Origin of the sequence: Salmonella sp. NW38 (assembly GCF_051807745.1) — a bacterium.
Lineage (GTDB): Bacteria > Pseudomonadota > Gammaproteobacteria > Enterobacterales > Enterobacteriaceae > Salmonella > Salmonella enterica.
This window is the reverse complement of sequence record NZ_JAMMTO010000004.1, coordinates 60,883-74,064: the sequence shown is the minus strand read 5'-3', so window position 1 is coordinate 74,064 and position 13,182 is coordinate 60,883. Positions and strand designations below refer to the sequence as shown.

At 54.8% G+C, this 13,182-nt stretch carries 9 protein-coding genes; 3 read left to right on the top strand and 6 right to left on the bottom strand.

The window, feature by feature from the left end:
• Positions 1 to 24: 24 nt before the first annotated feature.
• Positions 25 to 2,730, bottom strand: a complete 2,706-nt coding sequence (malT, locus tag NA624_RS08700) for an HTH-type transcriptional regulator MalT (protein WP_000907030.1) — start codon at positions 2,728 to 2,730, stop codon at positions 25 to 27.
• 593 nt (positions 2,731 to 3,323) lie between these two features.
• Between malT and malP the strand changes: the two genes are divergently transcribed.
• Positions 3,324 to 5,717, top strand: a complete 2,394-nt coding sequence (gene malP / locus NA624_RS08695; RefSeq protein ID WP_000082250.1) for a maltodextrin phosphorylase — start codon at positions 3,324 to 3,326, stop codon at positions 5,715 to 5,717.
• Positions 5,718 to 5,726: 9 nt separating this feature from the next.
• A complete protein-coding gene (gene malQ, locus NA624_RS08690) occupies positions 5,727 to 7,805 on the top strand; it encodes a 4-alpha-glucanotransferase (RefSeq protein ID WP_000428736.1) in 2,079 nt (692 codons plus the stop codon).
• Between the two features lie 118 nt (positions 7,806 to 7,923).
• Here malQ and gntT read toward each other — a convergent pair whose 3' ends face one another.
• The 3 genes from gntT to gntX all read right to left on the bottom strand — a co-directional run bounded on the left by gntT (position 7,924) and on the right by gntX (position 10,934).
• On the bottom strand, positions 7,924 to 9,240 hold the full coding sequence (gene gntT / locus NA624_RS08685; RefSeq protein ID WP_001131741.1) for a gluconate transporter: 1,317 nt from the start codon (positions 9,238 to 9,240) through the stop codon (positions 7,924 to 7,926).
• A 376-nt stretch (positions 9,241 to 9,616) separates the two neighbouring features.
• The gene (gene nfuA, locus NA624_RS08680; protein ID WP_000619387.1) at positions 9,617 to 10,192 is read right to left on the bottom strand and encodes a Fe-S biogenesis protein NfuA; all 576 of its coding nucleotides are present in this window, start codon (positions 10,190 to 10,192) and stop codon (positions 9,617 to 9,619) included.
• Positions 10,193 to 10,250: 58 nt separating this feature from the next.
• Entirely contained in the window at positions 10,251 to 10,934 is a 684-nt protein-coding gene (gene gntX / locus NA624_RS08675) for a DNA utilization protein GntX (protein WP_000958733.1), read from the bottom strand.
• Between the two features lie 37 nt (positions 10,935 to 10,971).
• Between gntX and bioH the strand changes: the two genes are divergently transcribed.
• The gene (gene bioH, locus NA624_RS08670) at positions 10,972 to 11,742 is read left to right on the top strand and encodes a pimeloyl-ACP methyl ester esterase BioH (protein WP_000998138.1); all 771 of its coding nucleotides are present in this window, start codon (positions 10,972 to 10,974) and stop codon (positions 11,740 to 11,742) included.
• A gap of 35 nt (positions 11,743 to 11,777) precedes the next feature.
• Here the strand turns inward: bioH and NA624_RS08665 are convergent, their stop codons facing one another.
• On the bottom strand, positions 11,778 to 12,704 hold the full coding sequence (locus NA624_RS08665) for an Rpn family recombination-promoting nuclease/putative transposase (protein ID WP_000235956.1): 927 nt from the start codon (positions 12,702 to 12,704) through the stop codon (positions 11,778 to 11,780).
• A 234-nt stretch (positions 12,705 to 12,938) separates the two neighbouring features.
• Entirely contained in the window at positions 12,939 to 13,175 is a 237-nt protein-coding gene (feoC, locus tag NA624_RS08660) for a [Fe-S]-dependent transcriptional repressor FeoC (protein WP_000157589.1), read from the bottom strand.
• Positions 13,176 to 13,182: the final 7 nt, after the last annotated feature.

The following is a 13,182-nucleotide window of genomic DNA, read 5'->3' as shown; positions in this document are numbered from 1 at the left end:
GAGACTGTCTTATTAGGCATTAATTTAAACCCCGTACCCCATCATCTTCAGCAACTGCTGCGCGTGCTGTACCGCGTCCTGACGGTGCGCGACGCCGAGTTTCTGGTAGAGGTTGCGGATATGCGTCTTAATGGTGGTCGCGGCCACCGCCAGTTCGCCGGCAATCTGTTCGTTGCTGTAACCGGAATAGATAAGCCCTAACACCTGCCATTCACGCTGGGTGAGCGGGCTGGTGCGAATAAGCTCCGGGACATCCGGATGGTTAAGCAGGCGCTCGACGAAGCCTTCGTCAAAATGGGCGAATTTATGCCGGTGATGTTGGTTAATCTCTCGCAGGATGCGCTGCGCGCGATGCTGCTCCATCTCCGGCAGCGTATTTAGCTGGATAAGCTGACGCAATTGCTGCGCCATGGCTTCGCCTTCAATCACAAAATGGCTGATAAATCCGGTGCGGTTGGCGAGCTGTAAGGCATCAAGCAATACGCGCTGGGCGTCGTTTTTCCGCCCGGATTGCCAGTAAAGCTGATTGAGTAACAGCAGATTGCGGTTTAAATCGCTCATTAAGCGCAGGCTACGGGCATTCTCATTTAACTCTTCCAGCACGATTTCCGCAGGCTCGAATTCGCCCAGCAGGATCTGCGCGCGGGCGATATTCCGCCATTGCCCTTGCAGAAAATGGTTATTGGCAAACGCCGGTTTGGGCGTATGACGTAACCAGTTTGCGGCGGATTTCTTGTCGCCGGTTAACTGCCAGTAAATGACACGCACCTTATCGGCGTTAGAGATCCAGTCGCAGTGATAACGACCATTGCCTAATAAATTTTCCAGTCGGTTAAGCTGACTACGGGCATTATCCAGATCGCCGCGCGCCAGCGAGCACTGCACCAGTAACGTCAGGCACTGCAACTGTTGTTGCGGCTGGAAGGTGGACAGCACAGCGATACCGCTGCGCGCCGAGGCCTCCGCTTCGTCAAGGCGCGCCCACGCCCACAGCAATTGCGCGCGGATACGTACCAGAAACTCATGCATCGGCAGTTGTTCCAGATGTTGCTCTTTGATCAACTGGAAGGCTCTCTCCTGCGTTTCCCATGCGGCCTGCAGGAATCCCTGGGCGAACTGAATTTCGCTTTGTTGAATTAAGCTCCACAGCGCGTAATGCCAGACGTCATGATGGCGCGCCATTTGTTCGGTTTGCTGCATCAGCGATAAAGACTGGCTGAGATCGCCTTTACAGTGCAGCACTTCACCGTGAACGGAGGTCGCGACAATACGGCTATAAAACCAGGCGAGAGGAAGCTCATCCAGCGCCAGTTTCGCCAGCCGCTCTGCCTCTTCCGGATTGCCGTCGTTGATGGCGACCTGAGCGCGCAGCGCGTTAAATTCAGCATGCAGCGTGCCGTCCATGACCCCTTTGATCTCTTGCTCGGCGCGCGCCAGCAACGTATTCACTTCGCTGTAGCGGTGTTGGCTTTGCATCAGCCAGGCCTGTAACAACACCAGCCGCGGATTTTCCAGCAGGCTTTCCCACGGCAGCGCTTTTAATGACTCTTCCAGCAGCGCCAGTTCACTGTGATTAAACAGCCCCCACGCATGATTAAGCAGGATATCGCGCAGCATTTGCGCGTCACCCGCCGCCAGCGCATGATGTATAGCTTCGCTGGGAAAACCTTGTTCCATCCAGCTTTCTGCGGCCGCGCGGTGGATCTCCGGCAGTTCCGCCGCCAGTTCCCACTGGCAACGCTGGCGCAGAAAGCTACCAAACAACGGGTGATAGCTAAACCACTCGCCCGTGTCGTCCATGCGTTGTAGGAATAACCCCTGGCGCTCAATCTCCTCCAGCCGCATCTGGCCGTTTTCTTCGCCGGTCACACGCACGATCAACGCGTCATTCATTGAGCGTAAGATCGCGCTTTTAAGTAAGAAATGTCGGGTGCTGACATCCACGTTATCCAGTACTTCGTCCACCAGATAATCAGAAAGGTGGCTGGCATTAATCCCGGCAAGACGGCGGGCGGAGTGATGCGCAGAGGTATGGTTCTGGCGCGCGGAGAGGGCGATCAACTGTAGCGCAGTGGCCCAACCGGCCACATCGTCGCACATGCGGCTGCTCTCAGCGGCTTCAATGGGCGACGAAAGACGACGGTCAAAAAATTGCTTTGCTTCCTGATGGTTAAAAGCCAACTGCTGGCTGCCGATTTCCAACAGCTGATCGCGCACGCGCAGGTTAGCGATGCCCAGTTGTGGCAAATTACGCGATAACACCACCAGGGTGAAATTTTCCGGCTGATGACGTAAGAAAAAGCGCATCGCGTCGTGAATCACCGGATTGGTAATCAAATGGTAATCGTCAATCACCAGATAAAGCGGGCGATGCCACTGCGCCAGTTCAATAAAGAGCTGTGCGAAGAGGGACGTCAGGCTGGCGTACTGACGTTTTTGCGCCATCGCTTCGCTGGTAGAGCAGTGTCCGCCGGTGGCCTGTTGGATTGCGGCAATTAAGTAACTGGCGAACCGCTCTTGCTGGTTATCGCCTTCGTCGAGAGAGTACCAGCCTAATTCATTTTTGCCCGCCGCCCACTGTGAGACAAGCGTGGTTTTCCCATAGCCAGCAGGACTGGTTACCAGGGCGAGCCTGAAATTGTTCGCGCCGGAAAGTTTAGCCAACAGCCGCTCACGAACCACGGTATGGTCGAGACGAACCGGACGACTTAATTTAGACGGAATCAACATAGCAATCACTTCACTGTGGGAAATGGGGGGAACTGCGATTTTTTTTGCGCTTCGTAATTAATAGATATAAGGTCGGCCAGAAAGCATTTTAATGCAAGCTAAGCAGACTTTTTATGTGTCTGAATTTGCACTCTGTCACAATTCTAAATAACGGTATTAAAAAAGTATTCAGCGCGGTTGAAACGAGCGTCAGAGCTGGGCTGAGGTCATATTTTCGTTATTGTAAATAATGTCCTGGACATGATGCGGATTTAACACAATGACGATACCAGGCGTTTAATTAATTATGTTTAGTTAGTGAATCTCCCGCCGCTGAATATTTCAGATAAGAAACTATTTCGGCGTTCATATAATCTTCGAAAATACCCCTTCGCGATTTACTGTTATTTCTGTTTATTCATTTGATTATGCGTAACACTGAGTGTCGTTGACAGGAATCGGCGCGTTTATACAGGGGTAAGTGGCGGCGATCACACTTTTATGCTCATCCCCGCTCCTCCTCCCTCCCTAATCATTGCCGGGAGGAGGAAGGTCAACATCGAGCCTGGCAAACTAGCGATAACGTTGTTTTATTACCCGAGGACGGATTTCCTATGTCACAGCCAACCTTCAATAAAGATCAATTCCAGGCCGCCCTGACGCGTCAGTGGCAGCGTTTCGGTTTACTGTCGGCGTCCGACATGACGCCTCGTCAGTGGTGGCAGGCCGTTAGCGGCGCGCTGGCGGAATTACTGAGCGCGCAACCGGTAGCGCAGCCGACAAAAGGCCAGCGTCATGTGAACTACATTTCGATGGAATTTTTGATTGGTCGCCTGACGGGAAATAACCTGTTAAATCTGGGATGGTACCAGGACGTTAGCGATGTACTGAAAGCGCACGATATTAATCTGACCGATCTGCTGGAAGAGGAAGTCGATCCGGCGCTCGGCAACGGTGGTTTGGGACGTCTGGCCGCCTGCTTCCTCGATTCGATGGCCACCGTCGGGCAGTCCGCTACGGGCTATGGTCTGAACTACCAGTATGGGCTGTTCCGTCAGTCATTTGTTGAAGGCAAGCAGATGGAAGCGCCGGATGACTGGCATCGCGGCAGCTATCCGTGGTTCCGCCACAACGAGGCGCTGGACGTCCAGGTTGGGATCGGCGGTAAAGTCACCAAAGAAGGGCGCTGGGAGCCAGGCTTTGTGATTACAGGCCAGGCCTGGGATCTGCCGGTGTTAGGCTATCGTAACGGTGTCGCGCAACCGCTGCGTTTGTGGCAGGCGACCCACGCGCATCCGTTTGATCTGACCAAATTCAACGACGGCGCTTTCCTGCGGGCGGAACAGCAGGGTATCGATGCGGAAAAACTGACGAAGGTGCTTTATCCCAACGATAACCACACGGCGGGCAAAAAACTGCGCCTGATGCAGCAATACTTCCAGTGCGCCTGCTCGGTAGCGGATATTCTGCGTCGCCATCATCTGGCCGGACGCAAACTGCATGAGCTGGCGGATTATGAGGTCATTCAGCTAAATGATACCCACCCGACTATTGCCATCCCTGAACTGCTGCGCGTGCTGATTGACGAGCACCAGCTGAGCTGGGATGACGCCTGGGCTATCACCAGCAAAACCTTCGCCTACACCAACCATACCCTGATGCCGGAAGCGCTGGAGTGCTGGGACGAGAGGTTAATCAAAGCGCTGCTGCCGCGTCATATGCAGATTATCAAGCAGATTAACGACCGCTTTAAGACGCTGGTCGATAACACCTGGCCTGGCGATAAGCAGGTATGGGCAAAACTGGCGGTGGTGCATGACCGTCAGGTGCGCATGGCCAATATGTGCGTGGTCAGCGGCTTTGCGGTCAACGGTGTGGCGGCGCTGCACTCCGATCTGGTGGTGAAAGATCTGTTCCCTGAATATCACCAGCTTTGGCCGAACAAATTCCACAATGTCACCAACGGCATTACGCCGCGTCGCTGGATCAAACAGTGCAATCCGCAGCTTGCGGCGTTGCTGGATAAAACGCTGAAAAAAGAGTGGGCTAACGATCTCGACCAGTTGATCAACCTCGAAAAATACGCTGACGATGCGAAGTTCCGTCAGCAGTATCGCGACATCAAACGGGCGAACAAAGAACGGCTGGTGAAATTCATCCAGGCCCGTACCGGGATTGAGATTTCGAGCCATGCGATTTTTGATATTCAGATCAAACGCCTGCATGAGTACAAGCGTCAGCATCTGAATCTGTTGCATATTCTGGCGCTGTACAAAGAGATCCGCGAAAACCCGCAGGCTGATCGCGTACCGCGCGTATTCTTGTTTGGCGCGAAGGCGGCGCCGGGCTATTACCTGGCGAAGAACATCATTTTTGCTATCAATAAGGTTGCGGAAGCCATTAATAACGACCCGGCGGTGGGTGATAAGCTGAAGGTGGTTTTCCTGCCGGATTACTGCGTCTCGGCGGCGGAAATGCTCATTCCGGCGGCGGATATTTCCGAGCAAATTTCCACTGCCGGGAAAGAGGCGTCCGGCACCGGCAATATGAAACTGGCGCTGAACGGGGCGTTGACAGTGGGAACGCTGGACGGCGCTAACGTTGAAATCGCTGAGAAGGTGGGTGAAGAGAATATCTTTATCTTTGGCCATACTGTGGAAGAGGTCAAGGCGCTCAAAGCCAAAGGCTACGATCCGGTGAAATGGCGTAAAAAAGACAAAGTGCTGGATGCGGTGCTAAAAGAGCTGGAAAGCGGTCAATACAGCGATGGCGATAAACATGCCTTTGACCAGATGCTGCATAGCCTCGGCAAACAGGGGGGCGATCCGTACCTGGTCATGGCGGACTTCGCCGCTTATGTCGAGGCGCAAAAGCAGGTGGATGCACTGTATCGCGACCAGGAAGCGTGGACGCGCGCCGCGATCCTCAATACCGCGCGCTGCGGTATGTTCAGTTCCGATCGCTCTATTCGCGATTATCAGGCCCGTATCTGGCAGGCAAAACGCTAAGGGAGCGCGATGGAAAATAAACGTCTCGATAGTGCCGCGCTGGCGGCGGGGATCAGCCCCAGTTACATCAATGCTCATGGCAAACCGCAGTCTATTGGCGCTGAAACCAAGAGACGTTTGCTGGCGGCGATGCACGGCACGACAACAGGACCACAGACGGTCGTGCCGAATGTGAAGGTTTATACCGCGGGTAAAAAAATGGCGTTGCCGGTAGAGGGGCACGGTGAGTTTGCCTGGCTGCTGACTACGGAAGAGGGCGTGCATTACAAAGGCCGCGTGACGGGCGGTAAAAAACTTAACCTTCCGGCTACATTGCCGGAGGGCTACCACACCCTGACGTTGACCCAGGATGAACAGCGTACGCACTGCCGTATTATCGTCGCCCCGCCGCGATGCTATGAGCCGCAGGCGCTACTGGAGGGGAAAAAACTGTGGGGGGCCTGCGTCCAGCTTTATACTCTGCGTTCAGAAAAAAACTGGGGTATTGGCGATTTCGGCGATTTAAAGTCGATGCTGGTCGATGTGGCGACACGCGGCGGCGCGTTTATCGGCCTGAATCCGATCCACGCGCTTTATCCGGCGAATCCGGAGAGCGCCAGTCCCTACAGCCCCTCGTCTCGTCGCTGGCTGAACGTGATATATATCGACGTCAACGCCGTCGAAGATTTCCGCCTGAGCGAAGAGGCGCAGTCATGGTGGCAAATGCCCGCCACACAGCAAAAGCTGCGACAGGCGCGCGATGCGCAATGGGTGGATTACGCTACCGTTACCGCGCTGAAAATCACGGCGCTGCGGATGGCGTGGACGCGGTTTGCCGCTCGCGACGATGCGCAAATGGCGGAGTTTCGTCACTTTATCGCCCGCGAAGGCGAGAGCCTTTACTGGCAGGCGGCATTCGACGCGCTGCATGCGTATCAGGTGAAAGAGGATGAGCAGCGCTGGGGCTGGCCAGCCTGGCCGGAGGCGTACCAGTCGGTAGAGTCTCCCGCTGTAAAACAATTCTGTGAAGCGCACCGCGAAGAGGTGGAGTTTTACCTCTGGCTTCAGTGGCTGGCCTGGCGCCAATTCGCCGCCTGCTGGGATACCTGCCAGAGTTTTAAACTACCGATTGGTCTGTACCGCGATCTGGCGGTTGGCGTAGCGGAAGGCGGCGCGGAAACCTGGTGCGACCGGGAGCTGTACTGCCTGAAAGCATCTGTCGGCGCGCCGCCGGATATCCTCGGCCCGCTCGGTCAGAACTGGGGGCTGCCGCCAATGGACCCGCATATCATTGTCGCCCGGACCTATGAACCCTTTATCGACCTGCTGCGCGCCAATATGCAAAACTGCGGCGCGTTGCGCATTGACCATGTCATGTCGTTGCTGCGTCTGTGGTGGATACCGTATGGCGAAACCGCGGATCGCGGGGCATATGTTCAGTATCCGGTTGACGATCTGTTGGCTATTCTGGCGCTGGAGAGCCAACGTCACCGTTGTATGGTGATAGGCGAAGATCTGGGGACTGTGCCAGTTGAGATTGTCGGCAAGCTGCGCGATAGCGGGGTCTATTCTTATAAAGTGCTGTGGTTTGAAAATGACCTTGAGAAAAACTTCCGCGCGCCAGGTGCATATCCGCAACAATCGATGGCTGTCGCCTCGACGCACGATCTCCCCACGCTGCGCGGCTATTGGGAATGCGGTGACCTGACGTTGGGCAAAGCTCTGGGGCTTTATCCGGATGAAGTGATTCTGCGCGGGCTGTATGAGGATCGCGAGCGGGCGAAACAGGGGCTATTGGACGCGCTGCATAAATATGGCTGTCTGCCAAAACGCGCCGGGCATAAGGCATCGTTAATGTCGATGACGCCAACGCTAAATCGCGGACTTCAGCGCTATATCGCCGACAGTAACAGCAGTCTGTTGGGGCTTCAGCCGGAGGACTGGCTGGATATGGCCGATCCGGTTAACGTACCGGGCACCAGCGATCAGTATAAAAACTGGCGGCGGAAATTGTCTGCATCTCTTGAGGCCATGTTTGCCGATGAGGGCGTAAACAAGCTGATTAAGGATTTGGATAAGCGCCGAAAAGCGGCCGCGAAGAAGAAGTAATAAAGCCGGGGATTTCCCCGGCTTTATTATGGTGAGAGCACGTAGGCCTGATAAGCGCAGCGCCATCAGGCAATCCTGGCGCACATTGCTGCCTTATCCGGCCTACAAGCCGCCTCGCTTAAACCACCATACCCAGTAGCAGACAGCCGATCAGGCCGCAGACGGAGATGATCGTTTCCAGCATCGACCAGGATTTAATGGTCTCGCCGATAGTCAAATTGAAATACTCTTTGAACAGCCAGAAGCCCGGGTCGTTGACGTGAGAGAAAATCACGCTCCCGGAACCGACTGCGATAACCATCAGTTCAGGGCTAACGCCGGTAGTGGCGATCAGCGGCGCCGCAATGCCGCCTGCGGTAATCGCCGCGACAGTCGCGGAGCCCAGCGCGATACGCAGCACCGCCGCGATAGACCACGCCATCAACAGCGGAGAGACATTGGTTTCATGCATCATTGAAGCGATGTATTTATCCACGCCGCTATCGACCAGCACCTGCTTGAACGCGCCGCCGCCGCCGATGATCAGCAGCATCATGGCGATAATTTTGATGGAAGAGACCAGCGTATCGTTAATCTGATCCATGGAACGCCCGCGGTTCAGGCCAAAGGTGAACATCGCAATCAGTACGGCAATTAACGTAGCCATTACCGGGTCGCCCAGGAACTCGGCAACGGGCAGGAAAGCGTGGCCTTTTGGCAGAATCATCTCGGCAACCGCACGCATCGCCATCAGAATCACCGGAACCAGCGACGTCCAGACGCTGACGCCAAAGCCCGGCATCTCTTCTTCCGTAAAAGTTTTCGCGCTGTACAGGCCTTCCGGGATCGGCTTATCGATGCCTTTCAGAAAACGGGCGTAAACCGGTCCGGCAAGGATCACGGTCGGGATTGCCAGAATCGTACCAAACAGCAGCGTCTTACCCATATCGGCATGGAAAATCGTGGCGATCGCGGTTGGGCCCGGGTGCGGCGGCAGGAAACCGTGTGTGACGGAGAGCGCCGCAGCCATCGGCACGCCGACGTACAGTAACGGGATATTCGCCGCTGCGGCAATGGTGAATACCAGCGGCAGCATCAGAACAAAGCCCACTTCATAGAACAGAGCGAAGCCGACGGTAAAGCCGGTTAACACTACGGCCCACTGAATATGCTTTTTACCAAATTTCGCGATCAGGGTAGTGGCGATACGTTGAGCGCCGCCGCAGTCGGCAAGCATTTTGCCCAGCATGGCGCCGAACCCCATAATCAGGGCCAGACTGCCAAGCGTACCGCCGACACCGGCTTTGATGGAGCCGATGACTTTATCCAGCGGCATTCCCTGCATCAACCCGACAGCGAGCGCTACCAGGACAAGGGCGATAAATCCGTTCATTTTGAAGCGGATCATCAGAAGAAGTAACAAGATAACACCGATAGCAACGATGACTAATGGCATGATTTACCTGGCCTTTACTTTGTTATGGGTAACGTCATTGTTTCGACGACAAATTCCTGTTGTTCCCGACGGGAACAGAGTCGCAATAGCACCAATACTGATTACCGTTGAAACGAATGAGCGTAGTCAGATGTTATATGGATGTTAGGTGCCCATAAGAATGATACGGGTAACATATGGGTGTTGAAAATGACCCTGGCAGGCAAAATTTAAATTATGAGACACAGGTCATGTTATCGGCGCAAGAAGAAGGACCATTGCTCTGAGATGTGGCTGATGGCGCAGGATTGCGGCGTAGACGCCTTATTCGGCCTACGGTGGGGCAGACAAGGCCCGACAGGCGCAAGCGCCATCGGGCATGGATGCGGGGAAAATCTTAGTAGTATGAGTGCTCGCCGCGCTGGTGTTCGGTCAGATCTCGAACCCCTTTCAGTTCCGGGAATTCATTCAGCAACTGTTTCTCGATTCCTTCTTTCAGCGTGACGTCAACCATCGAGCAACCGTTACAACCGCCGCCAAACTGCAGAATTGCATAGCCTTCATCGGTAATTTCCATCAGCGAGACGCGACCGCCGTGGCCCGCCAACTGCGGGTTAATCTGCGATTGCAGAGCATATTCCACGCGCTCCATCAGCGGCGCGTCATCGGCCACTTTGCGCATCTTCGCGTTTGGCGCTTTCAATGTGAGTTGAGAACCTAGCTGGTCGGTCACGAAATCAATTTCCGCGTCTTCCAGATAGGGCGCGCTCAGCTCGTCGACATAAGCGGTCAACAGGTCAAATTTCAGTGCAGTATCGGTGGCTTCTACGGCGTCGGGAGGACAATAAGAAACACCGCACTCTGCGTTAGGAGTGCCGGGATTAATGACAAATACGCGGATTTGCGTCCCTTCTTCCTGATTTGCCAGCAGTTTGGCAAAGTGCGCTTGTGCAGCATCGGAAATACGGATCATAGTAATGGCCTAATAGTTGACTATTTTAGTTGGTTATAATACGCCCATCATCGAGGCTCTACAAGGTTCGACACAGGCACCATACCTGGACAGTCGCTGCGCCGTTGCGCAAAAGCAGTTGCGCGATTTCCGCGACGGTACTTCCGGTAGTGACGACATCATCCACAATAACCATATGGAGACCCTGTACCGGCAATTCAAGGCGAAACGCGTTTTTCAAATTGCGCTTACGTAACCTGGCGCTGAGATGATGTTGTGTTGCGGTCGCCCGTACCCGCGTGATGGTTTGGCTGTCCCACGCGCAGCCAAGCCAGCGCGCTAACGGTTGACATAACAGATCGCTTTGGTTAAATCCCCGCCGCCAGTGTCGGCGCGACCAGAGCGGAACGCTGACGATTCTGTCGGGAAGCTGCAAGCCAGTGCTGCGGCGCGCCATGAGTACTTCCTGCAACAGTAGACGCGCCAGAGCGGCGGCAATTTCGCTGCGGCGGGTAAATTTAAGCTGATGCACCAGTAAACTCAAGGGCGGCGTATAGTCACTGACGCTCACCAGACGCTGCCAGGGCGGTGGTTTTTGCAGGCAGCGACCGCAGGGGAGCGAAGGATGCGCGGCAGGTAATCCGCATTGCGGACACAGGCTGACGCGCTGACGAACGGCGCGCGCGCATACGGAACAAATCCCCCAGTGGCTTAACGCCAGCGGCATTCGGCATAGCCAGCATAATCCCGGTACTGTTAGCATAGGTGCATCCTTGTTAGACAAAAGAGAACAGTAACTGATGAATGACATCTGGTGGCAGACCTACGGCGAGGGAAATTGTCATCTTGTGCTGCTGCACGGATGGGGATTGAATGCGGAGGTATGGCATTGCATTCGCGAGGAACTCGGCTCGCATTTTACGCTGCATCTGGTCGATTTGCCGGGCTATGGCCGTAGTTCGGGGTTTGGCGCTATGACGTTTGAAGAGATGACGGCGCAGGTAGCGAAGAACGCGCCGGACCAGGCTATCTGGCTTGGCTGGAGCCTGGGTGGCCTGGTGGCGAGTCAGATGGCGCTCACACACCCTGAACGCGTTCAGGCGCTGGTGACAGTCGCCTCTTCGCCATGCTTTAGTGCGCGTGAGGGGTGGCCGGGAATAAAACCGGAAATCCTCGGTGGATTCCAGCAGCAGCTTAGCGACGATTTTCAGCGCACGGTGGAGCGTTTTCTGGCGCTGCAAACGTTAGGGACGGAGACGGCGCGTCAGGATGCCCGCACCTTAAAAAGCGTGGTGCTGGCGCAGCCTATGCCGGATGTAGACGTGCTCAATGGCGGACTGGAAATCTTAAAAACGGTCGATCTACGAGAAGCGCTTAAAAATGTGAACATGCCGTTTTTGCGTTTGTATGGTTATCTGGACGGTCTGGTGCCGCGTAAAATTGTGCCTTTGCTCGATACGTTATGGCCGCACAGTACATCACAGATAATGGCGAAGGCGGCCCATGCGCCGTTTATCTCGCATCCGGCGGCGTTTTGTCAGGCGCTGATGACGCTAAAATCATCGCTGTAACCAGGGCGTTGCCGGGCCCGGACCATTCTGCCAGATTAATGGTTTTCAGATGCCAGATCGGCAGGCGCCAGCCCGGTAACCCTAAGCACGGTATCGCGATCGAAACCATCGTTTAGCATGGAGCGGGCAATGCGTAATGCGGCGAGCCGTTGGCCTTCCTGTTTGCCTTGCTGTAGCCCTTTCTGTAACCCGTTACGATGCCCTTCCTGACGTAATCTTTCTGCGATAGTCATGATCTTCTCCTTATGCTGTGGGATACGCATAGCCACCTGGCGGATAAACGTATTGAAGCGCGCGGCGTCGCCAGTGTGCATCATGTAATTAAACAAACTTTGAAGCTGGGTGTCATTAGCGTATCCCTTAACCAGTAGGGCGACCAGCTGTTCGACAAGCCCCATTAGATCACGCTGGCGGATGTGTTTTTGTATGAGTTCCAGCAGCGCGACCCGTCGGTGCCGCATAATCTCGTCATCCGGCACGACCGTAATATCGACCAGAGGAAAGGCGGTGGCGTATAGCTTACGCGCCATCACCGGGTCGGCAAATTCATCCAGCCAGCATAATGAGAACGGATACGGGCTTCGGTTTCCGTGGTAAAACAGCATTGGCACCACTAACGGCAACGTCTTATGCCCGGCCTCCAGGTGCCGTTGCATTGCAGCCATCGCGTAACGCATCAGCCGAAATGCCATATGCGCGTCCGGCGTACTCTGATGTTCAATAACCACGTAAATGTAACCTTCACCTTCACTTGTTTCCAGCGACCAAAGAATATCGGAATAATGGGGGCGTAAATCCTCTTCAATAAAGCTACCGGACTCCAGCCGTAACGTATTCAGATTACAGATTTGACGTAATGTCGTCGGGAGATGAATTTCCAAAAAATCCCGTGCAGTATCGGGGTGGCATAAAAACTGTTTGAATACCGCGTCATGCGGCGTGGATGTTGTTGAGGTCGCCATATCGATCCGTCATCGGTGAAGTTCAATGGCGTGACACTACGCGCAGACCGGGCTGATTGCAGTAGGGGATTAGTGCGCTTGCGAGGCGCATGGGGAGATAAATGCGCACGGCGGTAACGCTTTCATCTTTGTGGAAGACATGACGCAAAATTGCCCGGCAGCGTGACGCGTACCGGGCAACATAACGCGGGATAAAGGCCGGATAAGACGCGTTACGTCGCTACCCGGCGAAGGCTAACGCAAGGCCCACCATTCGCGCAGGCAGGCTTTACCTTCCGGACAACTTTTACAGCTGCCTGAAAGGCAGCCGTCCGGTTCTTCCGGGATACGTACCGCTTTACCCATGATCTCCAGTTGATTCAGCATGGCGTCGATCATGGGCTGCGGAGCGTGCAGCGTATGGCTGATTTGCGTTGCCTCCATACGCCCCCGTAGCGCCAGTAGATCGCGAACCTGTATCAATGAAGCCATTTTTTAC